We start from the raw sequence: 24,623 nt of genomic DNA, 5'->3' as shown, positions 1-24,623 counted from the left end.
CTGCGCTGCGGGTCGCGGCGCTCACTCCTCGCTTGTGTCTAGCCTTTCCAGCACTTCGTAGGCCAGCACTGCGCCTGCCACGGCTGCATTCAGCGAATCCGCGCGCCCTTTCATCGGCATGGTGACGCGCAGGTCGCATTCGGCCTCATACGGTTCGGGCAAGCCTTGCGATTCATTTCCGACCAGAATGAAACACGGCGCCGCGTAAGGTGCATCGCGATAGGGTACGGATTCGCGGAGGCTCGCTGCGACCAGTTGACCTGCCCCGCTGCGCAGCCAGGGCAGAAATTCCTCCCACCGCGCCCGGGCCACACGCTGAGTGAATATCGCGCCCATGCTTGCCCGGACGGCCTCGACACTGAAAGGGTCGGCGCAATCTTCAATCAGGATAAGGCCGCCCGCGCCCACTGCATCGCCGGTGCGCAGCATGGTTCCCAGATTGCCGGGATCTCGCAGTTCCTGCGCGACCAACCAGATCGGGCTCGAGCTGCGGTCGAGACCGGCCAGCGATGTGTCGAGTTCCGCAAACGCGCCTGCCACCGCCTGCGGGTTTGACTTGCCGGTGATCTTGGCAAGAATGTCGGGACTGGTCTCGATAATGTCGCCGCCCCTCGCGGCAACTTCGCGCTCAAGCTCATCGAGCAGCGGGTGAGCATCGCGGCCCTTGGCCATCACCAGAGTCTCCGGCACGTGGCCGCTTTCGCGCGCATCGGTCAGCAGGCGCAGTCCTTCGGCAAGGAACTTGCCTGCCGCCTTACGGTGCTTCTTCTCGCGCAGCGAGCGCAGGAATTTCACGGTCGGATTGGAAAAACCGGTGATCTCGCGCCGGTGCGAGGGCGGGGTCACTCTTCGCCGAACCCGTCGTCGATCAGCGCGACGAGTTCTCCCAGAACGCTTTCGGCATTGTCGCCCGAAACGATCACCTCGATATCGTCGCCCTTGGCCGCGCCGAGCATCATCAGGCCGAGGATCGATCCGCCAGCCGCTTCATTGCTGCCCTTGGCAACGCGCACCTGGGTGGATTCTGGCAGGGCGCTGACCGCGCCGACGAACTTGGCGCTTGCCCGAGCATGGAGACCGCGCTGGTTGACGATGGTTACCGAACGACGCAGCTCGCTCAAGCCTTCGCCCTCCGTTCATCATCGCCAAGGAACTCGCTGGCGACCGTGATGTAATTGCGACCGGCATGCTGCGCTGCCTCGACCGCGTCGAGCACGCCCATGGTTTTGCGCGCCCCGGCCAAGCGGATCAGCATCGGCAGATTGATCCCGGCAATGACCTCGACCTTGCCGGTATCGAGCAATGAGATTGCGAGGTTGGACGGAGTGCCACCGAACAGGTCGGTCAGGATGACGACGCCGTTGCCGCTGTCGACCTCCGTAATCGCCTTGGCGATTTCGTTGCGGCGCCGTTCCATGTCGTCATGGGGGCCGATACATACCGTCGCAACCGCTTCCTGCGGGCCAACGACATGCTCCATCGCGTGGACGAATTCTTCGGCGAGACGGCCGTGGGTGACCAGGATCATTCCGATCATGTGATATGCCAGGTCCGTTACTTGCTGCCTTGCGACGCCATGAATTTACACCTGGGTTGTATCAACGCTTCTTCCCTTCGATCTCGTCGGTCGCGCGCGATCCCAAATTGCGGTGGCGGACAGTGGGCGAAAATCCTGCGTCGCGCAAGCCTTGCGCCATGCGTTCGGCAGTAAAGACAGAACGATGTCTGCCTCCTGTACAGCCGAAGGCGATATGGACATAGCTCTTGCCCTGCGCATCGTAGAGCGGAAGCAATGTCAGCAGCAGCTTGCGAATCTGTTCGAAGCTCGTGGCGAAGCCCGGATCCTTCTCGATATGCTGGCCGACCGGCTCGTCGAGGCCGGTCAGTTCGCGCAGTTCCTCGACCCAGTGCGGATTGTCGAGAAAGCGCATGTCGAAGACCAGGTCGGCGAGCGGTGGCATGCCGCGCGCGAAGCCGAAACTCGAGACGGTCACGGTCATGGGGCGGTCGTCGCGGTCCTCGAACAACTCGCGGATGTGCTGCTGTAGCTGGTTGGTCGAAAACTGGCTGGTATCGATCACCATGTCTGCCCAGCGGCGCATTGGTTCGAGCAATTCGCGCTCTGCCCGGATACCTTCCTCGAGCGGGCGATCCTCTGCCATCGGATGCGGGCGGCGGGTTTCGTTGTAGCGCCGCTCGAGCTCCCCTCCGGCGCAGTCGATGAACAAGGTGGATACCGAGAGGTCGTTCCGCTCGGCCAGTTCCTTCACAAGGTCGATAATCTTGGCCGGGACGAAGCCGCGCGTACGCGAATCGAAGCCAATCGCCAGTGTCCCGTGCTGTCCGTCGGGACGCGAGAGCAGGCGCTTCAACAGCCGCACGGGGAAGTTGTCGATCGTCTCCCAGCCCAGATCCTCGATCACTTGCAACGCGGTCGACTTCCCGGCGCCGGACAGGCCGGTAACAAGCAGGATTCGCTGTTGTGCGTTATCGGTGGCTGACGGGTCGCTTTCGGTCATTGCCTGCCTTCTTGCGCCCTTTTCGGGCTATGGGAAGGGCCATTCGTGGCTATATCCCGTAGCGAGACAGCGCCCACTCCGCCCGCAACGCGGCTGCCCGCGAGGTGCCGTCGAACGGCAGTACCGGCAAGCTGATGCCCAGTAGTTCGCGCAAAGCGAGGTCATCCGGCAGCCGCTCGGGCGGAAAGTCGAGATTCAGGATCAAAGAGGCGGGCGCCGAAGTCGTCTCGAATTCGAATATCCCCACTCCGCGGATCTCGAACTTGTTGGAGATCCGGGGTGGCGGGTGCACGACCAGCACGCCATCCTCTAGCTGGAGCGAGACGCCGTCATCTCCGATCAGGGCGGCACCGCGGTCGATCAATTCGAGAGCAAGCGTCGATTTGCCGCTGCCGGGGCGTCCTTCGATAAGGAGCGCCCTCCCGCCGATCGCGACTGCGGTCGCCTGGAGCAGTCGTGACTCTGCCTCGCTCATCGAGCCGCCGGCAGCTCGAGCCGCAAGCAAGCCCCGGTTCCCCCATCGGCGCGGCTGTGCGCGGTGAGCGTACCGTCATGCGCCTCGGCAATGGCGCGGGCGATGGCGAGACCGAGGCCGGAGTGATTGCCGAAATCTTCGGCTTCCGGCCTGATCGAGTGAAACCTCTGGAAGACCTTTTCGCGCGAATCCTCGGGAATGCCCGGTCCATGATCGCAGACGGTCAGCGTTACGCGGTCGCCCTCGGTACGAACCTCGATTTCGACCGAGGCATCGAGGGGAGAGAAAGAGATCGCATTGTCGAGCAGGTTCTCGATCACGCGCTCGAGCCGGGCGGGTACGCCGGTCACCATCGCGCTGCGACCGTAGGTGTGCAGGATTACGCGGTGGTCCTGGTTCTCCGCGCGCGCCTCGCGTGAGCCGATGATGTGCTCGACAAGCCTGGCTAGGTCGAGCCGTTCGCGCACCGCGCGCGACATTTCCGCGTCGATCCTGCTCGCGTCCGAAATTTCGCTGACGAGCCGGTCGATCCGGCGCACGTCGTGGGTAGCGATGTCGGTCAGCTGTCGCCGCACATCCGGGTCCTCGACTCGCGGCAAAGACTCGATCGCGCTGCGGAGCGAGGCAAGCGGGTTCTTGATCTCATGTGCGACATCTGCGGCGAAACTGTCGACCGCGTCGATCCGCTGGCGCAAGGCGTCGGTCATATCTGAAACGGCGCGAGCCAATAGTCCGATCTCGTCGCGGCGTTGCGGCAGCCGAGGAACCTCGACCGAGCGCTCGCGCCCCTGCCGCACCCGTAGCGCGGCCCCGGCGAGCAACCTGAGCGGAGCGACGATCGTGCGGGCCAGGAAAAGTGAGAGCAGGATCGAGGCACCCAGCGCGAGCAGTACCGCAATGCCCAGCGTCGAGCGCGCTTCGCGCACATTCTCGGTAATGTCGACAGCGTTGCGCGTCGTGAGCAATGTCGCACCATTGAGCCCGACTGGTGCGGCCGCATTGATGACCGGCGTGCCGTCGGGCGCATCGCGCAACTGGATCTGCGAGAGGCCCTCTTCGCGCGCACGTTTCAGTTCGGGCCAGGCGTCGGCCGAGGGATCTTCCGGCTCGACATAATCCTGGATCGGATCGGCGCCGACGATGGTATCGACCGCACGGTCGAGCATCTGCGCGAAATCTTCCGAGAAATCGTCATCCTTGACGTCGTTGAACTGGAACGATGGTTCGGCGAGGGCGAAGCTGTCGGCCCACAGCCGCCCTTCGGCATCGTACATTCGCACGCGCATGCGCTGTTCGCGACCGATCTGCACGACCAGCGCTTCCTGCCGTTCGCGGGTCGCCCCGGCGAGTGCTTCGGCGGTGATCTGCGCCTCAATGCGGGCAAGCGAATAGCGCTCTGCGAGGAGCTGCTTGCGGTAGGAATCGAGGTAGAAGATGCCGCCGCCAAGCAAGGCCAGCGGCAGGATGTTGACGACCAGGATGCGCGAGGTCAGCGACAGCCGCCCGGCCCAGCCGAGCGAGTCGAGCCCGCGGTCCAGCCTCGTGCGCGCCAGCGTATCAGCCATCCGAGAAGCTGTAGCCTGCCCCGTAGAGCGTTTCGATTGCGGAGAAGGTCGGATCGACCTGCCGGAATTTCCGCCGCATGCGCTTGATATGGCTGTCGACCGTCCGGTCGTCGACGAAGATGTCGTCGGGATAGGCTGCATCCATCAGCTGGTTGCGGCTCTTGATGACTCCGGGGCGCGTCGCCAGCGCCTCAAGGATCAGGAATTCGGTTACGGTCAGCGAAACCTGGGCATCGTCCCAGGTCACCTGATGCCGCGCAGGGTCCATGAACAGACGACCACGGGTCAGCGCGGGGTTGGCTGGTTCGACGTCGGCACTGTCGCCGACGAGCGCGCGGGTCGGGTCCGACCGGCGTAGGATCGCCTTGATGCGCGCCAGCAGCAGCCGCAGGCTGAACGGCTTGGCAATGTAATCGTCGGCCCCCAGCTCCAGGCCAGCTTCCTCATCCTGTTCATCGTCCTTGCTGGTCAGGAATATGACGGGGAGGGCGGAATGCTCTCGCAAGCGGCGCAACAATTCCATGCCGTCCATCTTCGGCATCTTGATGTCGAACACCGCAAGATCGGGCGGGTTGTCGAGCAGCGCCTTGAGGGCGGTTTCCCCGTCCGAATAGACGCGCGTCACGAATCCTTCGGCCTGCAATGCGATCGAAACGGTGGTGAGGATATTGCGGTCATCATCGACCAGCGCGATGACCATATCGTCGCGCGGCTTAGATTCCGAAATGTCCATCTCGCTCATCCACGCAGCCTTTTTGCAGTTTGAGAGCAGGGGATTAGCGGCATCGGCGCAGGGAAACAACGCACCGCCTCAATCGGGGCAAATGTTCCGGCTTGAGACGCTGACTCGGTTTGACCTTGCGGCGTCGTCGCTCTAGAGGAAAACCGAAGATTGCGCATTCGTATGCAGTCGTGCTCGCGAATCGCATGACAGGGTCAATCCAGGCCGTTCCTGAAAATCGCAGGAGAATTGCGTGTCCACTCCGCTTGCCCGCCCCCTTTCCAGCCAGGGCATTGAAACAAAAGCCAATATCAAGCCAAACCTAGGCACCGCGGCGCTCGTCGAAGAAGCGCTGAAGCGAGGCGAAGGCCAGCTAACCAAAGACGGGGCCTTGTTAGTCGACACTGGCAAGTTCACCGGCCGCAGCGTGAAAGACAAGTATGTCGTCCGCGACGCAACGACCGAAGAGACGATCAACTGGGGCGCAATCAATCAGCCGATGGACCAGGCCCACTGGGATGTCCTCAAAGCCGATTTCCTCGCCCATTTGAATGGGCAGGACGAGCTTTTCGTCGCCGACCTGTTCGGCGGCAGCCAGCCCGAGTACCGGGTCAACGTCCGCGTCATAAACCAGCTCGCGTGGCACAATCTTTTCATCCGCACTCTGCTCGTGCGCCCCTCGGCTGACGAACTGGCGGACTTCACCCCCGAATATACCATTATCAACCTGCCCAGCTTCAAGGCTGACCCAGAACGCCACGGCTGCCGCAGCGACACGGTGATCGCGGTCAACTTCACCGAGAAGCTCATCCTGATCGGCAACACCGAATATTCAGGCGAGATGAAAAAGGGCGTATTCGGCCTGCTCAATTTCCTGCTTCCCGCGCAGGGCGTGATGCCGATGCACTGCTCTGCCAATATCGGCGCCGACGGCAAGAGTGCGATCTTCTTCGGCCTCTCGGGTACGGGCAAGACCACACTCAGCGCCGATGCCAGCCGCACGCTGATCGGCGATGACGAGCACGGTTGGTCCGACCAGGCGGTGTTCAATTTTGAAGGCGGTTGCTACGCCAAGATGATCAACCTTTCGGCCGAAGGCGAGCCGGAAATCTACGCCACCACCAAGATGTTCGGCACGATCCTCGAAAACGTGACGATGGATCCGGCGACGCGCGAACTCGACTTCACCGACGGCAGCAAGACGGAGAACACCCGCGGCGCCTATCCGATCGAGTATATTCCCAACACTTCGGAAAAGAACCTCGGCCCCGCGCCGTCCAACGTGATCATGCTGACCGCCGACGCTTTCGGTGTTCTGCCCCCGATTGCGCGCCTCACGCCAGACCAGGCAATGTATTACTTCCTCAGCGGCTATACCGCCAAGGTAGCCGGCACCGAGATCGGTGTGACCGAGCCCGAGGCGACCTTCAGCACCTGTTTCGGCGCCGCATTCATGCCGCGCCACCCGTCGGTTTATGGCAATCTGCTGAAGGAGCGGATCGCGAAGGGCGATGTGCAGTGTTGGCTGTTCAATACCGGTTGGACCGGCGGCAAGTATGGGGTTGGCAGTCGCATGCCGATCAAGGCGACGCGCGGCCTGCTCAACGCCGTGCTCGACGGCAAGATCGATGACGTGGAATTCCGCGAGGATCCGAATTTCGGTTTCGATGTGCCGGTCAGTGTTCCGGCGCTCGCCGAAGCGGGGATCGACCAGAAACTTCTCGACCCGCGTTCGACCTGGGATGACAAGGACGAATACGACCGCACGGCGAACAAGCTGGTGCGGTTGTTCATCGACAACTTCGCCCAGTTCGAAAGCCATGTCGACCAGGGCGTGCGCGATGCTGCTCCGACCGCGCCGGTCGCCGCATGACAAGAGTTTACACCAACTAGGAGAGGGGGCCTCGTTCCTTGGTGGAACGGGGCCTTTTTCTTTTCTAGGCTGCTGCCACTGCAAGATCAGACCCCCAGAAGGAGATACCCATGAGCCTGGCCCAAATGCTGCAACAATCCGGCGCGATCGAAGCGATGGCGCGCGAACTCAATATCGACGAGCAGACCGCGCGCATGGGGGCGGGTGCCCTGCTGCCGGCGATCGTTGCAGGCATGGGGCGCAGCGCGACCGGAGGGGCTGGCAGTTCCGATCCGCTCGGCGGGCTGGGCGGCCTGGCCGGGGCAGTGCTCGGCGGAGCAGGCGGGGGCGGTCTTGGCGGCGGATTGCTCGATGCCGTGCTTGGTCAATCGCCGACGCCGGTCAATCAGGGCAACGACATTCTCGGCAATATCTTCGGCAGCAAGGACGTCAGCCGATCGGTTGCGGGCGAGGTTGCTGCAATGACCGGGATCGACGAGGGTCTGCTCAAGAAGATGCTGCCGATCCTGGCGATGGCCGCTGCCGGCTACATGGCCAAGCAGGCGACCGGCGGCGGCGGAGGTGCGCAAGCCGGTGGCAACCCGATGGGCGGGGCGCTCGGCGGAATTCTCGGTTCGATCGTTTCCGGAATGGCGCGACGCTGATCGGCTAATTTCTCGTCAGGTCTGTGGTGAATTGCGGCGGATCTGACGGCTCGGCTTTCCGAAGATGGTGAAGCTGGCCCACATCTTGGGATCGTTCATGAAGGGTTGCCTGCCCCTGTCATCGACATGGCGCAGCGTCTGGAGCTGTGCCTTCTGCATGGCGAATTCAGGAGCGTAGCCAGCCTTCATCTGACGCATGAAGTTGGTCATCAGCACCTTGGTGGCGGAATCGCTGACATTCCAGAGGCTGCCCGCGACCTGGCCGGCTCCCGCTCTAGTCCAGGTGCGCGCGATCCCGAAACCGCCCCCTTCAAGCGTGCGGCCCAGCGCGGTCTGGCAGGCGCTCAGCACCACCAGCGGATGGTTGTCGTCCCAGCCGGGGAAGTTCTCCTGGCGAATATGGCCAGCGTAGTAATGTCCGCCCGACATTGCGACATAGCCGCGAGTGAGCGGGTTACGCGGATGCGATACGGCATGTGACGCAATGTAGACCAGGCCGGTGTCGCGGCGCGATTCTATCGCTCGGACGAGGTTCCTGCGAGTGGCCTCCTCGCCGATCATCAACCTGTTGCCAGGCGCGTCGAGCATTTGCGCTACCGCTTGGGCTTCAGCGCGGGCACCGGGTAGCTTTGCCCAGTTCCACGAAGTGTCGCCGCTAAGGTCGGGATCGCCGACAATCACTGCCTTGTCGATCTCGACCTGCCCGAAATCATAGGTCGGCTCCTCGTTCGACAGAGCCGGGATATCGGGCAGCAGGACGAACGACCAATTCTCTGCGGCGTAACCATTGGCGAGCGGTAGCGCAGCGTAGGGTGCTGTGCCCGTGTCGAGCGCCGGAATGATCAGCAGGCGCCCAGAGCGCGATCCGAGTGCGTCGCGGACCACGCCGGGCAAAAGAAGTTCAGCTGTTTCCGCCAGCGTCCTGCGTCGCTCCTCGACGGCTTCAGGAGAGCGATCCGCCGCTTCAGCTGCGCGGATTTCCTGCTCGGTCGGCAGCGGTTCTCCACGAGGCGCGCGGCTGCGGCTCATGGCGAGGCGCCTGACACCGAGCCCCTTTGTCATGGCGGTAAGGCCGTCATAAGGCATATCGGATACGCCGCTGACCGTCCCGCCATCAGGCCCGATCAGCCAGGCCCGCAAATGTCCGGCCGCATCAAGGTTGTGGATCAGTACGTAAGTCGGGATCGAGCCCCGAGACATGGCGGCGAGATTCGCCTTTGCGTTTTCGAGCGCGCTCTCGGCGCTCTCGCGCGGCAGTTCGGCTTCGACCTCGAGGACCTCGCCTGTCACTTCCTTGCTGGCCAGCACTTGCTGCAGCACGACGATCCGCGAGATCGCGCTGACGAGCTGGTCTTGCATCGCGGGATCGATCTCGGTCGGCATCGCGACCGGCGGCGGCGCCTCCGGAAGCTCCGCGAAGTGAACAATCGGAGCTTCGGGCGCGGTATCAGACACCGGTGCGGTCGCGGTGTCCCCGCAGCCAGCCAACAGCAGCGCTGCCGGTATCGCGATGGCAAGCTTGATCATCTCGGTCCCCTTCGTCACGAACCGGCCTGCAACCCGCATCGGGCGTCAGGATGCGTCACGAAGGGGAGCAGGTCAAACCTGCTCGGCTTTTTCAGCCAGATGCCTGGGCAATATAGCGATCGACGTTCTTGGCGAGGACATCCATCGGCACGTTGCCGCCCAGGATTACCGCGTCGTTGAAGGCCTTGAAATCGTAGGCGCTGCCGAGTTCCGTTTCGGCCCGTGAACGTTGGCGCACGATTTCGCTGTGGCCGAGCTTGTAGCCGGTCGCCTGACCGGGCCAGCTGCAATAGCGATCGACTTCGCTGAACACTTCGACGGGCTTAGAGCCATTGCGCTCGATGAAGAAGTTGCGCGCCTGTTCGCGGCTCCAGCCCTTGGTGTGGAGCCCTGTATCGACCACCATTCGGCACGCGCGGAAGGCGAGGCTCTGCAGATATCCCAAGCGGCCGACCTTGAACTCGTCATAAGCCCCAAGCTCGTCCGCGAGCTGTTCGCCATAGAGCGCCCAGCCTTCGCTGAACGGGTTGAAGGCAAGGATCGATCGGATTAGCGGGAGCCGGTTGGAGAATTCGCCCTCCCACACGTGGCCGGGGATCGTCTCGTGATAGGTTAGGTCGGCAAGGTCGTATTTGCGATGGCGATCGGTGGTGTGCAGGTTGATCCAGAAGCGACCGGGGATCGTGCCATCCTTGCTGCCGGAGCCGCCATAGGCGCCGGGCGCGCCCTGTTCCTCGGCCGGAGGAATGCGCTTAACCTCCAAATTGGGATCAACCAGCGTGTTGAAGGCGCGCGGCATCTGTGCCTTGATCCAGGCAATGCGGTCCTGGATGAAATCCATGATCTGGGCGCGGCCCTCGTCATTGTCGGGCCATTTGTAGCGCGGATCATCGCCGAGGGCCTGCATCCGGTCGCCCACGGTCCCCTTGGTGTATCCGATCTCGTTGAGGATGGGGTCCATCCTCGCATGCAACGCTTCGAGTTCCTCCAGGCCTTGCCTGTGAACTTCATCTGGGCTCATCGTGGTGGTGGTGCTTGATCGCAGCGCCCAGGCATAGAATTCTTCGCCATTGGGGCGAGCGTAAATGCCTGGATCTGAGCTGGCGACGGCGCGCTCCGCCTCGAGCTCAGCAAGCTGCCGCGAGAACGCTTCGGCGATTGGCCCGCTTTCCAGTGAAGCTGCGCGGTTGGCATGGCTTTCGGGCATGCCCGCTTCAGACAGCTTTGCCCGCAGAGGAGCCGCGAACAGCTCGCCCTTGCCTGCGCTGGCGATAGTCTGCTTCATCTGCTTGATCGCCATGTCGATCAGGAAATCGGGCGGCGTTACGCCCATTCCCCGCGCCGACTGCATGCGCCCCAGCTCTCCTGCAAGGGCGGCGGGAATCTGTTCCATCCGTTCGATGTAGGCGTCGGCGTCGTCACCATCGCCAACCGGCTGCGTCGAGGACATGAACCGGGGCAGGTCGATATAGCTGCCGACGTTCTGGATCACGACATAGGGTGCCGTCCGCCAGCTCCCCACCGGCACATCGCCATAGGGCAAGGCCAGCCCCTGCAGCGCGATGTCGTAGGCACTTTCGACGACTTCGAGATTGGTGATGGTCTCGGCGTTCAGGCCTTCGCGCGGATAGCGCCGAACCAGTTCGAGATCGGCGCGCAACTGCGTGGCCAGGGCGTCCTGCCCGGCTTGCGACTGGTCCGACATCTTGCCGCGCAGCTTGGCATATTGGCCTACATCCACGCCGAGGCCGGTGGCGCGCTCGGGTTGGTGTTCGAGGAGATTGTAGGCCACCACCTCGAGCAATCGATCGGCGCCGATCCGGTTTGCTTCGGCCAGGGCGCCTGGCCGAACGCGATCGACCGCGCTGCAGCCGGACAGGGTGAGCGCGGTCGTAGCGCCGAGTCCGGCAAGGACGCGGCGACGGGTTGTTTCGAAGCTGTTTGAAGTCATGCGCAGGGGTGTAGCCGCCCGCGCATGACAGTCAATCAGTCAAGGAATTCGGCCGGAACTTTGCCCCCATTCTTGGCGAGTTCCTGCATGGTCTGCTTGTGCAGCCAGATATTGTCCTCGGCGCTGCCCGAATAGTCGGTGCGACCGAGTTCCTGCGCGAGTTCCTTGCGGTTCTCGTAGGATGAATCGACCCCGATCAGCTTCATCAGGTCGACGATCGAGGTGCGCCAGTTGAGCCGGTCAGCACCATCCATCGCGTCGAGACGTGCCTCGACATCGACTTCGCTGATTGCCTGGGAAGTGCTGTCCGGATCCCAGCCCCGGCCTCCACCGCTCGACGGAGCAGTCGTGGTTGCGGGTGCTTCCTCCTTCTTCTCACCGAAAATGGCTCGCTTGATTGAGCTGAAAATTCCCATCCGTATTTCTCCTAGAAAAAGGGGTCACTGCCCGAAGAACGTGCGGTAAGGGAGGGATGTTCCGCCGATGTTACAAAACTCTACGATTCGAGAGTGCTGAAGGGGACTGGACGTGAACCTAATCCTGTCGATCATGATGCTCGCGGCGCTCGCGCTGCTGATTGGCGCGTTCTTCCTGTGGCGCAGGACGGGGGAGGCCAAGCGGCCCCTGCTGATGGTGCTGCTGTCGGTTATCGCGCTGGTCAATGTCGCGATCTGGACACTGCCCGATGCGAGCGGGGAATCCCCGCTCGCCAAAGTCGAGGCAGATTAGTCCGGCAGGTGCCAGCGAATTGCGTTCGAATAGGAGCCCGGCGTCGGCTGGCCGTCTCCGCCGGTGGCGGGCTTGAATTTCGCGCGCTTGATGACTAGGGCGCAGGTCGCTTCGTCGAGCGCTGCATGCCCGCTCGACTGGGTGATCTGGCAGTTCTCGACCGTGCCGTTTGCCGCAATATCGAGCCGGAACTTCGCCGTGCCGTACAGCTCTTCGCGCACCCAGCGGCTCTTGTAGTCGGCGTCCGTTACCCAGCGTGACGGGTTGTTCCGCGGGATCGCGGCGATGGGCGAGACCGATGGCTTCACGGGCGGCCCGAGGTCGGGAACCGGGGGAAGCACCTTGAGGATGACCTCATCGCTCAGCGGCGGCAGCTTGGTGGTCGTGTCGACCAGGTTGGGCTGTTGTGGCAAGTCGAGAGGCCTGGGCGGCGTATAGATCGGCGCTTCGTTCTGCTCGGCCTTCGGTTGAGCCGGCTCGTGCGGTGGGGGCGGCGGCGGGTCTTTGTATTCGGTCGTCGGCAATGGGCCGCTGAATATTTCCTTCGTGACATCGGTGGCGAGCCCGAAGACCAGCAATCCAGCCAGACCGGCATGGACGATTACGACGCCAGCCAATCCGGCGCTCTGATCGCGAAGACTACGTCTATCTGCATAGGCCATGTTGGGTTCCTCTCTCCATGTAGTCATCCGGCATCACGGACGACTCATGCGCAATGTTACAACATCACATTTCAGAGTCAAGGCGAGTTAGCTCGCTGCGTGTCGATGCACGCTGGAAATTCAGTAGCTTGGGGAGCCTACGTCGGGGCCGATTACTTGATCGGGCAATCCGGCGAGAGGCGGAAATCGAGGTAATTGTCGACCGAGCCCATCAGGTCCTCGATCTCATTTTCGAAGAAGTGATTGGCCCGCGGAATTTCCTCGTGATGGATCGTGATGTGCTTCTGCGTGCGCAGCTTGTCGACCAGCTTCTGCACTGCACCCGGCTGCACGACGGTGTCCGCCGCACCCTGGATGAAAATGCCGCTGGCCGGGCAAGGGGCGAGGAAGCTGAAGTCGTACATGTTCGCCGGAGGTGCGACCGAGATGAAGCCCCGCACTTCGGGGCGGCGCATCAAGAGCTGCATGCCGATCAGCGCGCCGAAGCTGTAGCCAGCGACCCAGGTCGTCTGCGCTTCGGGGTGGATCGACTGCACCCAGTCGAGCGCCGAAGCGGCGTCCGAAAGCTCACCGACGCCGTTGTCGAAGCTGCCCTGGCTGCGGCCGACGCCGCGGAAATTGAAGCGCAGCGTCGCAAAGCCGCGGTCGGCAAAGGTCTTGTACATCCGCTGGACGATGCGATCGTTCATCGTGCCGCCGCCTTCGGGGTGCGGATGGAGGATCATCGCGACCGGCGCGCGCGGGCGCGGCGGCGGGGAGAAACGACCTTCGAGACGGCCTTCGGGGCCGGGAAAGATGACTGAGGGCATCGGGAACCTTGCAGAATATGGCCAAATCGCGCGTGGCCTGCTGGCGAACGCGAAGTCGCGGGCTATATAGGGAGTGGTGTAAAAATCGCAATAATTTCGAACATCTCCCGCCAAGCATCGACAGGCCAGCCTCATCTCCGAACGCATCTATCTCGACCACGCCGCCACTTCACCGCTGCGCCCGGAGGCGCGCGAGGCGATGGAGCGTGGCTTTCGCATCTGGGCAAATCCGTCGAGCCCGCATGCCGAAGGACGCAAGGCCCGCGCCGCGCTCGAGGACGCGCGCGAGCGGATCAAGGCGGCGCTGGGTTGGGACGGCGAGCTGATCTTCACGAGCGGTGCGAGCGAGGCGGCTGCATTGGCATTGGGTCATGCCAATGCGGGAGCGCGATTAGTGAGCGCGGTCGAGCATGACGCTGTCCTGAAAGCTGCCCCTGATGCAGAACGATTGCCGGTGCTTGCAGATGGTGCGCTCGACCTGGAAGTGCAGCGCGAGGCGGTCCAACGCGAGAATCCGCTTGTCGCCGTGCAGCACGTCAATTCGGAAACGGGCAACCGGCAGGATCTGACAAGGATCTGCGAAATCGTGCGCGAGGCTGGCGGTCTCTTGCTCGCCGATTGCGCGCAGAGTGCCGGTAAGATGCCGCTACCGCCCTGCGACATGGCGGTGATCTCAGCGCACAAGTTCGGTGGACCAATCGGTTTGGGCGCTTTGTTGGTCCGGGACTTCGCGATGCTCAAGCCAACCGGAGGGCATGAGCGCGGCTACCGGCGCGGGACCGAGAACCTGCCCGGAGCGCTTGGCATGGTTGCCGCGCTCGAGGCGGCAAGCACTCCCTATGTGTCCCCCGAAGTGCTGGAACCATTGGAGCAGCTATCAGAACAAGTGCGTGCGGGGGGTGGCAACTGGCTGGCCGACCGGCTCGCTGACCCCACACCGTACATTTGCGCAATCGCGATGCCCAATATGTCTGCCACCGCGCAGGTCATGCGCTTCGACATGGCAGGCATCGCCGTGAGCCAGGGAAGCGCCTGTTCCTCGGGCACGATGAAGACCAGCCATGTGCTTGAAGCGATGCTGGTCGAGCCCGAGGTCGCTGCGAACTCAATCCGCGTCAGCTTCGGGTGGAACACGACGCGCGCCGAGGTGGAACGCTTCGCCGAGGTGTGGTTAGAACTGGCGAAGGCATGATCTATCTCGATTACCAGGCCACTACTCCGCTCGCGCCCCAAGCGCGCGATGCCATGCTGCGTTGGCTCGATGGGCCGGAAGGGACCGGCTTCGGAAATCCGCATAGCGCGCACCGCATGGGGCGACAGGCGCGGGCCGCGATCGAACTTGCGCGCGACCGGGTCGCTGCGCTGTTCCCCGCTGGTGGACAGGTGATTTTCACCGGCAGCGCGACCGAGGCGATCAACCTCGCCATTCGCGGCTCGGGCAAGGGTGGCAGTGTGTCGGTCAGCGCGATCGAGCATGCCGCTGTACTCGATACCGCCGAGGCGCTGGGCCAAAAGCATGAGTTGAACGTCGCCGCAGACGGCCAGTGCAACACCAATCAGGACGTGCCCAATGACACACGCCTGATCGCGGTCATGCAGGTCAATAACGAGATTGGCGTGGTGCAACCAACGGTCGAGTGGCACCGCAAGGCCAAAGCATCGAATGCGCTGTACCTGTGCGATGCCGTGCAGGCCTATGGCAAGATCGAGGTGACCGGGGCGGACATGATCGCTGTCAGCGCGCACAAGCTGCACGGGCCGAAGGGTGTCGGCGCGCTGTGGGTCCGCGACGGGGTCAGGCTCGATGAAGTGCAGACCGGCGGCGGGCAGGAAGGCGGCCTGCGATCCGGCACGCTTTCGCCCGCGCTGATCGCGGGTTTCGGCGCCGCGGCGAATGTCGCGAAGGAGCGCATGGCCGAGGATGCTGCGCATGTCGAAGCGCTGTGGAACCGCGCACGCGAACTCTTTGCCGACTGGACACTCAACGGCAGCGAGGACGCGCGCTGGCACGGCAATCTCAATATTCGCCGCGATGGCCTCGACGTGAATCGGCTGATGTCCGATTGCCGCGATGTGATGTTCAGTGCAGGTAGTGCCTGCGCCAGCGGATCGGGTCGCCCGAGTCACGTGCTCAAGGCAATCGGGCTTTCGGACGCCCAAGCAAAAAGCTCTATCCGCCTCGGCTTCGGGCGCTACACCTCGCTCGAAGACATCGAGCAAGCCGCGCGGCAAATCAACGTGGCGGCAAAGGAGCAGGGGCTGTGACGATCACCATTCGCTTCATCGACACGCATGGCGATGTGACCGAAGCGCAGGCCGAGCCGGGCGACAACCTGCTGCGCGCAGCGCAGGCAGTGGGGATGCCGCTCGAGGGAACCTGCGAAGGGCAGATGGCCTGTTCAACCTGCCATGTGATCGTCGACGGCGAATGGTTCGACAGATTGCCGGAAGCGGTCGAGGAAGAAGAGGACATGCTCGATTTCGCGGCGGGCGTGCGGCGCACCAGCCGGCTCTCGTGCCAGATCGAGCTGACGGCGGAGATGGACGGGCTGACCGTCACCATCCCCGCCGAGAGCTACGACATGCGGCGGATGTAGCCGGGGCCTATTCCGCAGGCTTCTCTTCGCTTTTTTCCTCGGGCTTCCAGCCACCGAAATCCATGCCGCCATTGCGCCGCCACAGCCGCGCCGCTCCCCAGACCACCAGCCCCAGGGGCACCAGGATCGTTGCGGCGAGGATGATGAAGGCGATCATCGTGCCCAGGATCTTCCCGATCGAGCCCCAGGCATCGCGGATCGGGTCGATGAACCCGCCGGAGGTTGGCGTGCCCGATTCATAGGTGATCTGCATCTGGCTGAAGGCCACGCGATTGCGCATTTCGCGCAGCCAGCTTTGCGCCTGGTCGATCTCTTCATTGACCTGCGCCACGCCGCGTTCGGCCTGCACCAATTCGGGCACGGTCCCCTTCCGCGTGCGCAGGACCTCCATCAGCCGGTCGCGCAGCAGGGTGCGGGCGCGGAGGCGTGCTTCAGTGTCGACGATGGCCTTGGACAGGTCCTCGCCGTCGATCGAGGAGGAAATGAGCTCGCCATCGACCTTGCCAGACGCGTTCTCCAGTTCCTTCGAGAATCGCCGCGCTTCGCTGGCAATGACGGCCAGTTGCAGATTGCCATAGGAATAATCGCCGTCCTGCTCGGCCTGGCGCATCGAAATGATGCGGCACTTGCTCCGGCCCAGCGCTTCGCACAGGTCGGCGTGGCGTTCCTGCAGCGGCTTGATCGCGGTCGCGGGCAGGCGGAAACCGAGGGCATAGCGATAGGCCACCTGCGGCTCGCCGACGGGAGTCTCGAACGAGGGGATTTCGCTGGAAGGGGCAGCCTGGGATTCAGCGACCGGCCTGGGGGAATCGGCCATGGCTGGAGCAGGAGGCGGCGGCGGCGCGACCGGCGCGGGAGCCAGGTCGTAGCTGACCGACTCGTTGAAGCCATAATCCGTCGTTGATGCTTCTTCGGCATCGACCGTCGTCACACGCTCGACGCTTTCCTGCCGGTCCGCCTGATCACAGGAGGCAAGGGCGAAGGCGATCGTGATACAGAGGATGGTCAGGGGGGCGCGCATATCGAATCTCCTCTCCAGAGCTGATCTGCCACAATTTCGCCACATTTCATGAACGGCAGATGAATGATACAACGTATCATGACAGGACTGCCGCGACTAACGATTGCGATTGACTCCGCCAGCTTCTGCTCGAAGAACGCGGTATCGAACTGAAATTCGGCGCGGAATCACCGCGTAGGGAGAGGGACTAATGCGCTCACTGATTATCGCTGCACTTCTGATGGCATCCGCCCCTTCGGCGCTGATCGCGCATGATGGCGAGGCCAAGTCCGAGGCTTCGAAACCGGTCCCCAAGGAAGAGCTGCTGCAGGCGCCGGCAGGGGCCGACCACTATGTGGTGGTTTCGGAAACCGGCAAACATGGCGATCAGTGGCGCTGGCGGCTTGATGACGGGCGGATCGCCTATCGCTGGTCGCAGGAACTGCGCGGCTGGATCACCGAGATGGACCAGGTCGATACACTGTCGGCGGACGGCGAGATCATCGGCACCAAGGTGCGCGGCGTGACCATGTCTGGCGATGCCGCCGAAGAGTTTCGCGTCGAGAACGGGCGCGCTACGTGGAAGACGACAACCGACAAGGGCGAAGCGACATCCGGCGGCTGGTATATCCCGGCAGGCGGTGTCGGCCTGGCGACCGCACCCAGGGTGGAGGCGCTCTACGCAGCAGGCGACAGGGGCCTCAAGTTCCTGCCGAGCGGCACCGGCAAGCTGACGCTCGATCGCAAGATTCAGGTCGAAGGCCCGGATGGCCCCAAGACTGTCCAGCTCGCCTTTGTTCGCGGCCTGCTGCCTTCGCCTTCACCGGTCTGGCTCGACGAGAACGGCAAATTCTTCGCCAACATCAGCTACATCTCGCTGGTGCCTGCTGGCTATGAGGGTGCGCTCAAGACTCTGCGCGAAGCGCAGGAAGCCGCCACGGCCGCCGAGGTGCAATCGATCGCCAAACGCTTCCTCGATCCCGCCGCGAGAGCGCCAGTGCTGTTCGACAACGTCCAGTTGTTCGATGCCGACAAGGGCGAATTCGTGGAGGGTCGCGCGGTGCTGGCCCAGGATGGCAAGATCGTCGCGATCGGAGCTTCAGGGTCGATCGACGCGCCGGCCGGAACGCGAACGATTGATGGCAGCGGCAAGACGCTGGTCCCCGGGATCTGGGACAGCCACCTCCACATCGGTGACGACTGGGACGTGCTGGCCAATATGGCGAACGGCATCACCAGCTTCCGCAGCCCGGGCACGACCATGGCGCGTGCCATCGATGCGACCGCGCGCCGCGCGAGCGGTGAACTGCTGATGGGAGAGCCCTTCATCTCGGTGATCGTCGACAAGAAGGACCCGCTTTCTGCGCAGGGTGCCGAAGTCGTCAGCAGCGAGGAAGAGACGATCGCGGTCGTGCGGCAGATCAAGGATGCCGGGCTGTGGGGGGTCAAGTTCTACACTTCGATGAATCCCGACTGGATTGCCCCTGCCGCGACCGAGGCACACCGTCTGGGCCTGCATGTTCACGGCCATGTTCCCGCGACGATGAAGCCGAGCGAAGCGGTTGCGGCCGGCTATGACGAGCTGACCCATCTCAATTTCGTCGTCATGGAATCGATGCCCAAGGAGGTGATCGACAAATCCAACACGCGGATGCGGATGGAAGGGCCGGCGCGCTTCTTCAAGGATGTCGACCTCGATGGCCCGGTGATGGCGGGCTTCGTGGCGGAACTGGCGCGTCGTCAGACCCTGGTTGATCCCACCATCGTGATCTTCGAGGGTATGCTGGGCCAGGACGGCGAGGCGCCGACTCCGGCCTATGCCCCCTACATGGGGATCGTTTCCCCGGTGCTCGAACGCGCGGCCTTCGTGACCGGCGGTTACCCCCTGGTCGAAGGCAGCACGCGCGAGGACTATCGCAAGAGCTATGAGAAGATGGTCGCGCTGGTCGGCAAGCTGCACCAGGCAGGTGTTCCCATCGTCGCCGGTACCGACGGCTGGGGTATCGAACTGGTGCGCGAACTGGAAATCTATCAGCAGGCCGGCATGTCGAATGCCGAAGCCCTCCAAACCGCGACGATTATTCCCGCAAATGTTGTTGGGGTGGGTGATCGCACCGGCTCGATCGCGGTGGGCAAGGAAGCCGACATGGTGCTGGTCGATGGCGACGTTGCGACCGAGCTCGGCGCCCTGCGGCGGGTCGTGACGGTCGTGAGCGACGGCTATGTCATGGATGGTGACGAATTGCGCGAGGCAGCCGGCTTCACCGGCATGCCCAAATAGGCTGGCGGGGATTTGCCTTCAGGTCGGGGGTGAGGATAGGTTCGCTTTCCTGAAGCGTCACACGGGGAAGTGAGCGAATGAGCCATCGCGTAATTGTCTTGCTCGCAGCCATGCTGCTGGGGCTCGCGGGGTGCCAGTCGGTCCCGCAGGGCAACCCTGACGATGGCTGGAATTCGGCGACGCTCGGGGATGGGGGAACGCCGGAGTTCTACTCCTATTCGGGAGCACTACCGGATGATCCGGGCCTCCTGCTCCGACAGGAGGAATTGGGTGAGCGCCAATCGATCCCTGGCGCGGCGCGCAATCTGCGCCTGCTCTACAGCTCGACCGATGGGTTGGACGGCCAAGGGATAGTGGCCGTGTCGGGCGCGCTCTTCCTGCCCGAAGGGGAGCCGCCAGAGGGCGGTTGGCCCCTGATGGCCTGGACTCACGGAACCGTCGGCATCGCGGATATCTGCGCGCCCTCGTGGGATGGTCGCCAGCAGCAGGACATGGACTATCTCGCTTTCTGGCTGGGCCAGGGTTTCGCGGTGGTCGCCTCCGATTACCAGGGGCTGGGGACGCCCGGTACGCATCCTTACCTCGCGACCCGGCCCGAGGCCTACAGCAATCTCGATGCGGTACGCGCGGTGCGGAGCGCCGGATTCCCGGTGGCGGACAAGGTCGTCCTCATCGGACAATCGCAGGGCGCCGGGGCAGCGGTAGCAACTGCATCGTATGCGTCGTCCTATGCCCCTGAGATCGATATTCGCGGCGTCGTCGCGACCGGCGTCCCCTATTTCTCGCCCGAAGGACTCGTCGCGCTCAACGAGAGCCGCCCGCCCGATCAGCCCGATCCGCTGCTAGGCTATAATTTCCTCGCGATGACGCTGGCCGAGCAGATCGTTCCCGGTTTCGTCATGCGCGAACACATCGCCGAAGATGCATGGCCCATTGCACGGCTGGTGACCGACACCTGTTACAAGGACATCAAGGCGCGGGTTGAGGCCGAAGGGCTGACCTACAATCGCGCTTTCAACCAGCCGGTTACAGACGTTCTCTCTGCTGCTTTCGGGCAGATGGGCTTTCCCGACCTGGCCATTCGCGCCCCGATTTTCCTCGGTACAGGGGGGAGGGACCGCGACACGCCCGCACGCATGCAGGCGGCCTTCATGCGCGATGCCTGCACCGCAGGATCGACCGTCGAGGCGCATCTCTATCCCGAACTGGACCATCGGCAGGTCGTGCCCGGATCGACCGGGGACTCGCTACCTTTCGTCCAGGCTGCGTTCGGGGGACAGAAGATCGAAGGCAATTGCCAGGCGCCACCCTTCGCCGATTGAGCACCACAAGATAGCAAAACCCCGCCGCATTGCTGCGACGGGGTCCTCGCTGTGAACCGGTGGCTCCCGGTCCAAGGGGAAACGGGTCAGGCGTTCTCGGGAACTTGCACCTCGTTGAGCGCGCCGATCAGCGCCTCCGAGAAGGCAGGGATGTCGTTGGGGTTGCGGCTGGTGATGAGGTTGCCGTCGCACGCCACCTCGCGGTCGACGACAGCCGCGCCGGCATTCTTCAGGTCGGTGCGGATCGAAGGCCAGCCGGTGACGGTGCGGCCCTCAATGATATTGGCTTCGGCAAGCAGCCAGGGCGCGTGGCAGATCGCCGCGATCGGCTTGCCCGCCTTGTCGAACTCGCGGACGATATCGATCACGCGGTCGTTCATGCGCAGGATATCGGGGTTGATCTGTCCGCCGGGCAGCAGCAGGCCGTCATAGTCGCTGCTCGAAACCTCTTCGACGGTGATGTCGACCTTGACGCTGTCGCCCCAGTCCTTGTCCTTCCAGCCCTTGATCTCGCCGTCCTCCAGGCTGGCGACGGTGGTCGCGATGCCAGCTTCTTCGAGATTGCTCTTGGGCTTCATCAGCTCCGATTGTTCGAAGCCGTCGGTCGCGATAATCAGCACGCGGGGCATAGTCTAACTCCTTGTATCAGTGTTACTCCTTCAATGGCTCAGGGCGGGGTGGAGTTCCGGGCTGACAGGCGAGTTGTGGCCGTGGTAAGGCAAGGCGAGCCGGCGCTTCATGTCGGCGTTTTTTTGATCCTGGAGTGTCATCGAATGAGCCTGCGAGAGCGCGTTACGGCCCTTGTTGAATCGCGCCGGTTTGAACGCTTCATCATCGCGGTGATCGTGCTCAACGCGATCGGTCTGGGGCTAGAGACCTGGCCGGAAGCGATGGCTCGGTTCGGTGGTACGATCGTGGCGCTCGATCGGCTCGCGCTGGCAATCTTCGTGGTCGAGCTGGCGCTCAAGCTGTTCGCCTGGCGGGCGAATTTCTTCCGCAACGGGTGGAACCTGTTCGATCTCGCCATCGTCAGCGTGGCATTGATCCCTGCGAGCCAGCAATTCGCCGTGCTGCGTGCGCTGCGCGTGTTGCGCGCGCTCCGGCTGGTGTCGGCGGTGCCGAGCATGCGCCGGGTGATCGTGGGCCTGTTCAGCGCGATCCCCAGCATCGGGACCGTGATCGTGATGTTGCTGCTGCTGTTCTACATCAGCGCCGTCATGGCGACGAAGCTGTTCGGCGCGGCCTTTCCCGAATGGTTCGGGACGATCGGTGCCTCGCTCTACTCGCTGTTCCAGATCATGACGCTGGAAAGCTGGTCGATGGGCATCGTGCGACCGGTGATGGAGGAATTCCCGCTAGCGTGGGCGTTCTTCGTCCCATTCATCCTGATCACCAGTTTCATCGTGCTCAACCTGTTCATCGGCGTTATCGTGAACGCCATGTCCGAAGCGACCGATAAAGAGGCGCACAGCGAGCGCGAGGAAATCCTGCACCAGTTGCACCTGTTGCGCGAGGATGTGTCGGCACTCCGCTCACATCGGGCCAAAGCGGCGGAAAAACCGGACTGAAAGGCGTTTCCCTGTGGATAGCCGCTCCCCGCGGGGCGCGCGGCTTGCTAAGCGAATTGGTCTATGTCCGACACGACTGAACTGACCGATCCAGATCCCTTCGACGCGATCGTCGATGCGCCGTTCGATTCCGCGCTCGAAGAACGCTATCTCGTCTATGCCTTGTCGACGATCACGGCGCGCTCGCTGCCCGATCTGCGCGACGGGTTGAAGCCGGTCCATCGCCGCCTGTTGTGGGCTATGCGCCAGCTCAAGCTCAACCCTAACGATGCCTTCAAGAAGAGCGCGCGTGTCGTCGGTGACGTGATCGGCAAGTATCACCCGCATGGCGACCAGTCGGTCTATGACGCCATGGTCCGGCTCGCGCAGGATTTCTCGCTGCGTTACCCGCTGGTCGACGGGCAGGGGAACTTCGGCAATATCGACGGCGATAACGCCGCCGCCTACCGCTACACCGAAGCGCGGCTGACCAAGACTGCGCTGCAGCTGATGGCCGGCCTTGACGAAGGTACGGTCGACTTCATCCCGACTTACAATGGCGAGGAAGTCGAGCCGGACATATTCCCCGGCCTGTTTCCTAACCTGCTGGCCAATGGCGCGAGCGGGATCGCTGTCGGCATGGCGACGAATATCCCGAGCCACAACGTCGCCGAGATTATCGATGCGACGCTCGAACTGATCGACAATCCGCATGTCGAGCATGCGCGGCTGATGGAGCTGTTCCAGGGGCCGGACTTTGCGACCGGCGGGCAGATTGTCGACAGCGCGCAGACCATTGCCGACGCCTATGAAACCGGTCGCGGCTCGTTCAGGGTCCGCGGTGTGTTCCACGCGGCCGAGGCCGACAAGAAGGAAGACCAGGACGCGGGGATCGAGCGGCTCGGCAGCGGCCAGTGGCAACTGGTCATCTCCGAGATTCCATACCAGGTCCAGAAGGGCAAGCTGATCGAGCAGATCGCACAGGCGATCGCCGACAAGAAGCTGCCGATCCTCGACGACGTTCGCGACGAGAGCGACGAGCAGATCCGCATCGTACTGGTTCCGCGCAGCCGCAATGTCGATCCCGAGCTGCTCAAGGAATCGGTTTTCAAGCTGACCGACATGGAAACCCGCTTCGGGCTCAACCTCAACGTGCTCGACGCCAGCCGCACGCCGATGGTGATGGGGCTGAAGGAGCTGTTGCAGAACTGGGTCGTCAGCCAGATCGACATCCTCCAGCGCCGCAGCCAGCACCGGCTCGACCAGATTGCGCGCCGGCTGGAACTGGTCGACGGCTATATCATCGCCTTCCTCAACCTCGACCGCGTGATCGAGATCATCCGCTACGAGGATGATCCCAAGGCAGTGATGATGGAGGAGTTCAAGCTCACCGACCGCCAGGCCGAGGCGATCCTCAATATGCGGCTGCGCTCGCTGCGCAAGCTTGAGGAAATGCAGCTTCGGCAGGAGAAGGACGAGTTGCTCGCCGAGAAGGACGAGCTCGAGAAGCTGCTGGCCTCGCCCGCGCGCCAGCGTACGCGGCTGAAACGCGACCTTAACGCCCTGCGCAAGGAATATGGCGAGGATACCTTCCTCGGCAAGCGGCGCACCCGGATCGAGGAAGCCGCTCCGGCAGTCGAATTCAGCATGGATGCGATGATCGAAAAGGCGCCGGTGACCGTGATCCTGTCGAAGAAGGGCTGGATCCGCGCGGCCAGCGGTCATGTCCCGCTCGACCAGGAATTCAAATACAAGGAAGGCGACGAGCTGGCCTTCATCGCCCATGCCCAGACCACCGACAAGGTGCTGATCGCGGCGGAGAACGGGCGTTTCTACACGCTCGGTGCAGACAAGCTGCCCGGCGCGCGCGGCTTCGGCGAGCCGGTCCAGTCGATGATCGATCTCGAGCCGGAAACGCGCGTCGCAGGGATGGTGGTGCACAAGCCCAGGGCGCGGTTGCTGCTCGCCGCGACCAACGGCAAGGGCTTCGTCGCCGAAACCGACGAACTGCTCGCTGAAACGCGCAAGGGCCGTCAGGTGGTGAACCTCAAGGGCGATGTGAAGCTGGTGGTCGTCCGCCAGATCGCCGAAGGGCACGATCACGTCGCCTGCGTCGGAGAAAACCGCAAGCTGGTGGTGTTCAACCTCGAGGAAGTGCCGGTGCTCGGCCGCGGGCAAGGCGTGATGTTGCAGCGCTATCGCGACGGCGGCCTTTCCGATGCGAAGACCTTCGTGCTGACGGAAGGCCTCAGCTGGCAGATGGGCGGCAAGGGTGACCGCACAAGGACCGAGAACGACATCTGGCAGTGGAAGGTTGCGCGCGGCGCGGCCGGGCGCCTGCCGCCGCAGGGCTTCCCCAAGGACAACAAGTTCTCGGGCGAATAGCGCGTCCCAAACAGAA

24 protein-coding genes are annotated in these 24,623 nt (G+C 63.2%); 10 read left to right on the top strand and 14 right to left on the bottom strand.

All coding sequences use genetic code 11. From position 1 onward, the window contains the following. Positions 1-21: 21 nt before the first annotated feature. The 7 genes from P7228_RS02330 to P7228_RS02300 form a co-directional block, all read right to left on the bottom strand. Positions 22-846, bottom strand: a complete 825-nt coding sequence (locus P7228_RS02330) for a TrmH family RNA methyltransferase (protein ID WP_278016617.1) — start codon at positions 844-846, stop codon at positions 22-24. Continuing rightward, entirely contained in the window at positions 843-1,121 is a 279-nt protein-coding gene (locus P7228_RS02325) for an HPr family phosphocarrier protein (RefSeq protein WP_278016616.1), read from the bottom strand. Before P7228_RS02325 ends, P7228_RS02330 begins: the two co-directional genes overlap by 4 nt. After that, the gene (locus P7228_RS02320; protein WP_278016615.1) at positions 1,118-1,537 is read right to left on the bottom strand and encodes a PTS sugar transporter subunit IIA; all 420 of its coding nucleotides are present in this window, start codon (positions 1,535-1,537) and stop codon (positions 1,118-1,120) included. Before P7228_RS02320 ends, P7228_RS02325 begins: the two co-directional genes overlap by 4 nt. 61 nt (positions 1,538-1,598) lie before the next feature. After that, positions 1,599-2,519 carry an RNase adapter RapZ gene (gene rapZ / locus P7228_RS02315; protein ID WP_278016614.1) on the bottom strand — a complete coding sequence of 307 codons (921 nt, stop codon included), beginning with the start codon at positions 2,517-2,519 and terminating at the stop codon, positions 1,599-1,601. 49 nt (positions 2,520-2,568) lie between these two features. After that, complete coding sequence (locus tag P7228_RS02310; protein WP_278016613.1) at positions 2,569-2,994, bottom strand: HPr kinase/phosphorylase; 426 nt, start codon at positions 2,992-2,994, stop codon at positions 2,569-2,571. Further along, entirely contained in the window at positions 2,991-4,559 is a 1,569-nt protein-coding gene (locus P7228_RS02305; RefSeq protein WP_278016612.1) for a sensor histidine kinase, read from the bottom strand. The genes P7228_RS02310 and P7228_RS02305 overlap by 4 nt, the downstream gene beginning before the upstream one ends. Then, positions 4,552-5,301, bottom strand: a complete 750-nt coding sequence (locus P7228_RS02300; protein WP_278016611.1) for a response regulator transcription factor — start codon at positions 5,299-5,301, stop codon at positions 4,552-4,554. The genes P7228_RS02305 and P7228_RS02300 overlap by 8 nt, the downstream gene beginning before the upstream one ends. Before the next feature lie 232 nt (positions 5,302-5,533). Between P7228_RS02300 and P7228_RS02295 the strand changes: the two genes are divergently transcribed. Further along, positions 5,534-7,153, top strand: a complete 1,620-nt coding sequence (locus P7228_RS02295; RefSeq protein WP_278016610.1) for a phosphoenolpyruvate carboxykinase — start codon at positions 5,534-5,536, stop codon at positions 7,151-7,153. Between the two features lie 110 nt (positions 7,154-7,263). Beyond that, positions 7,264-7,797, top strand: coding sequence for a DUF937 domain-containing protein (locus tag P7228_RS02290; RefSeq protein ID WP_278016609.1), 534 nt, complete (start codon positions 7,264-7,266; stop codon positions 7,795-7,797). A gap of 15 nt (positions 7,798-7,812) precedes the next feature. On the opposite strand, the gene P7228_RS02285 is transcribed toward P7228_RS02290, so the two are convergent. The 3 genes from P7228_RS02285 to P7228_RS02275 all read right to left on the bottom strand — a co-directional run bounded on the left by P7228_RS02285 (position 7,813) and on the right by P7228_RS02275 (position 11,691). Continuing rightward, positions 7,813-9,324, bottom strand: a complete 1,512-nt coding sequence (locus tag P7228_RS02285; RefSeq protein ID WP_278016608.1) for a CHAT domain-containing protein — start codon at positions 9,322-9,324, stop codon at positions 7,813-7,815. 91 nt (positions 9,325-9,415) lie between these two features. Continuing rightward, entirely contained in the window at positions 9,416-11,275 is a 1,860-nt protein-coding gene (locus tag P7228_RS02280; protein WP_278016607.1) for a DUF885 domain-containing protein, read from the bottom strand. Between the two features lie 35 nt (positions 11,276-11,310). Next, entirely contained in the window at positions 11,311-11,691 is a 381-nt protein-coding gene (locus tag P7228_RS02275) for a DUF3597 domain-containing protein (RefSeq protein ID WP_278016606.1), read from the bottom strand. A gap of 112 nt (positions 11,692-11,803) precedes the next feature. On the opposite strand from P7228_RS02275, the gene P7228_RS02270 reads away from it, so the two are divergent. Continuing rightward, complete coding sequence (locus tag P7228_RS02270) at positions 11,804-12,004, top strand: hypothetical protein (protein ID WP_278016605.1); 201 nt, start codon at positions 11,804-11,806, stop codon at positions 12,002-12,004. Here P7228_RS02270 and P7228_RS02265 read toward each other — a convergent pair. Next, positions 12,001-12,666, bottom strand: a complete 666-nt coding sequence (locus P7228_RS02265) for an energy transducer TonB (RefSeq protein ID WP_278016604.1) — start codon at positions 12,664-12,666, stop codon at positions 12,001-12,003. The two genes, P7228_RS02270 and P7228_RS02265, sit on opposite strands and share 4 nt — an antisense overlap. A gap of 152 nt (positions 12,667-12,818) precedes the next feature. Then, entirely contained in the window at positions 12,819-13,475 is a 657-nt protein-coding gene (locus tag P7228_RS02260; RefSeq protein ID WP_278016603.1) for an alpha/beta hydrolase, read from the bottom strand. Positions 13,476-13,620: 145 nt separating this feature from the next. On the opposite strand from P7228_RS02260, the gene P7228_RS02255 reads away from it, so the two are divergent. Genes P7228_RS02255 through P7228_RS02245 form a run of 3 tightly spaced genes read left to right on the top strand, consistent with a single transcriptional unit; the run spans position 13,621 to position 16,072 of the window. Continuing rightward, the gene (locus tag P7228_RS02255; protein WP_278017690.1) at positions 13,621-14,667 is read left to right on the top strand and encodes a cysteine desulfurase family protein; all 1,047 of its coding nucleotides are present in this window, start codon (positions 13,621-13,623) and stop codon (positions 14,665-14,667) included. Then, the gene (locus tag P7228_RS02250) at positions 14,664-15,740 is read left to right on the top strand and encodes a cysteine desulfurase family protein (RefSeq protein WP_278016602.1); all 1,077 of its coding nucleotides are present in this window, start codon (positions 14,664-14,666) and stop codon (positions 15,738-15,740) included. The genes P7228_RS02255 and P7228_RS02250 overlap by 4 nt, the downstream gene beginning before the upstream one ends. Beyond that, positions 15,737-16,072 carry a 2Fe-2S iron-sulfur cluster-binding protein gene (locus tag P7228_RS02245; protein ID WP_430732493.1) on the top strand — a complete coding sequence of 112 codons (336 nt, stop codon included), beginning with the start codon at positions 15,737-15,739 and terminating at the stop codon, positions 16,070-16,072. Before P7228_RS02250 ends, P7228_RS02245 begins: the two co-directional genes overlap by 4 nt. A gap of 7 nt (positions 16,073-16,079) precedes the next feature. Here P7228_RS02245 and P7228_RS02240 read toward each other — a convergent pair whose 3' ends face one another. After that, on the bottom strand, positions 16,080-17,093 hold the full coding sequence (locus P7228_RS02240; RefSeq protein WP_278016601.1) for a DUF4349 domain-containing protein: 1,014 nt from the start codon (positions 17,091-17,093) through the stop codon (positions 16,080-16,082). A gap of 190 nt (positions 17,094-17,283) precedes the next feature. On the opposite strand from P7228_RS02240, the gene P7228_RS02235 reads away from it, so the two are divergent. Together P7228_RS02235 and P7228_RS02230 are read left to right on the top strand one after the other, a co-directional pair. Beyond that, positions 17,284-19,353 (top strand): amidohydrolase family protein, encoded by a 2,070-nt coding sequence (locus tag P7228_RS02235; RefSeq protein ID WP_278016600.1) that lies wholly within the window; start codon positions 17,284-17,286, stop codon positions 19,351-19,353. 77 nt (positions 19,354-19,430) lie between these two features. Further along, the gene (locus tag P7228_RS02230; RefSeq protein ID WP_278016599.1) at positions 19,431-20,675 is read left to right on the top strand and encodes a lipase family protein; all 1,245 of its coding nucleotides are present in this window, start codon (positions 19,431-19,433) and stop codon (positions 20,673-20,675) included. An 86-nt stretch (positions 20,676-20,761) separates the two neighbouring features. On the opposite strand, the gene P7228_RS02225 is transcribed toward P7228_RS02230, so the two are convergent. Further along, entirely contained in the window at positions 20,762-21,304 is a 543-nt protein-coding gene (locus tag P7228_RS02225; protein WP_278016598.1) for a type 1 glutamine amidotransferase domain-containing protein, read from the bottom strand. Positions 21,305-21,448: 144 nt separating this feature from the next. Here P7228_RS02225 and P7228_RS02220 point away from each other — a divergent pair, with 144 nt between their 5' ends. Continuing rightward, positions 21,449-22,243 (top strand): ion transporter, encoded by a 795-nt coding sequence (locus P7228_RS02220; RefSeq protein ID WP_278016597.1) that lies wholly within the window; start codon positions 21,449-21,451, stop codon positions 22,241-22,243. Positions 22,244-22,306: 63 nt separating this feature from the next. After that, a complete protein-coding gene (gene parC, locus P7228_RS02215) occupies positions 22,307-24,607 on the top strand; it encodes a DNA topoisomerase IV subunit A (RefSeq protein ID WP_278016596.1) in 2,301 nt (766 codons plus the stop codon). Positions 24,608-24,623: the final 16 nt, after the last annotated feature.

The organism is Altererythrobacter sp. CAU 1644, assembly GCF_029623755.1.
GTDB classification, from domain to species: domain Bacteria; phylum Pseudomonadota; class Alphaproteobacteria; order Sphingomonadales; family Sphingomonadaceae; genus Erythrobacter; species Erythrobacter arenosus.
Note: the sequence above shows the minus strand (reverse complement) of the source record. Positions and strands in the feature narration are given on the sequence as shown.

Bases quoted from the DNA above. Each gene is read 5' to 3' on its own strand.
- P7228_RS02320 (WP_278016615.1), bottom strand. From the start codon at position 1,537: ATGATCGGAATGATCCTGGTCACCCACGGCCGTCTCGCCGAAGAATTC.
- rapZ (WP_278016614.1), bottom strand. From the start codon at position 2,519: ATGACCGAAAGCGACCCGTCAGCCACCGATAACGCACAACAGCGAATC.
- P7228_RS02310 (WP_278016613.1), bottom strand. From the start codon at position 2,994: ATGAGCGAGGCAGAGTCACGACTGCTCCAGGCGACCGCAGTCGCGATC.
- P7228_RS02305 (WP_278016612.1), bottom strand. From the start codon at position 4,559: ATGGCTGATACGCTGGCGCGCACGAGGCTGGACCGCGGGCTCGACTCG.
- P7228_RS02300 (WP_278016611.1), bottom strand. From the start codon at position 5,301: ATGAGCGAGATGGACATTTCGGAATCTAAGCCGCGCGACGATATGGTC.
- P7228_RS02290 (WP_278016609.1), top strand. From the start codon at position 7,264: ATGAGCCTGGCCCAAATGCTGCAACAATCCGGCGCGATCGAAGCGATG.
- P7228_RS02285 (WP_278016608.1), bottom strand. From the start codon at position 9,324: ATGATCAAGCTTGCCATCGCGATACCGGCAGCGCTGCTGTTGGCTGGC.
- P7228_RS02280 (WP_278016607.1), bottom strand. From the start codon at position 11,275: ATGACTTCAAACAGCTTCGAAACAACCCGTCGCCGCGTCCTTGCCGGA.
- P7228_RS02275 (WP_278016606.1), bottom strand. From the start codon at position 11,691: ATGGGAATTTTCAGCTCAATCAAGCGAGCCATTTTCGGTGAGAAGAAG.
- P7228_RS02265 (WP_278016604.1), bottom strand. From the start codon at position 12,666: ATGGCCTATGCAGATAGACGTAGTCTTCGCGATCAGAGCGCCGGATTG.
- P7228_RS02260 (WP_278016603.1), bottom strand. From the start codon at position 13,475: ATGCCCTCAGTCATCTTTCCCGGCCCCGAAGGCCGTCTCGAAGGTCGT.
- P7228_RS02250 (WP_278016602.1), top strand. From the start codon at position 14,664: ATGATCTATCTCGATTACCAGGCCACTACTCCGCTCGCGCCCCAAGCG.
- P7228_RS02240 (WP_278016601.1), bottom strand. From the start codon at position 17,093: ATGCGCGCCCCCCTGACCATCCTCTGTATCACGATCGCCTTCGCCCTT.
- P7228_RS02235 (WP_278016600.1), top strand. From the start codon at position 17,284: ATGCGCTCACTGATTATCGCTGCACTTCTGATGGCATCCGCCCCTTCG.
- P7228_RS02230 (WP_278016599.1), top strand. From the start codon at position 19,431: ATGAGCCATCGCGTAATTGTCTTGCTCGCAGCCATGCTGCTGGGGCTC.
- P7228_RS02225 (WP_278016598.1), bottom strand. From the start codon at position 21,304: ATGCCCCGCGTGCTGATTATCGCGACCGACGGCTTCGAACAATCGGAG.
- P7228_RS02220 (WP_278016597.1), top strand. From the start codon at position 21,449: ATGAGCCTGCGAGAGCGCGTTACGGCCCTTGTTGAATCGCGCCGGTTT.
- parC (WP_278016596.1), top strand. From the start codon at position 22,307: ATGTCCGACACGACTGAACTGACCGATCCAGATCCCTTCGACGCGATC.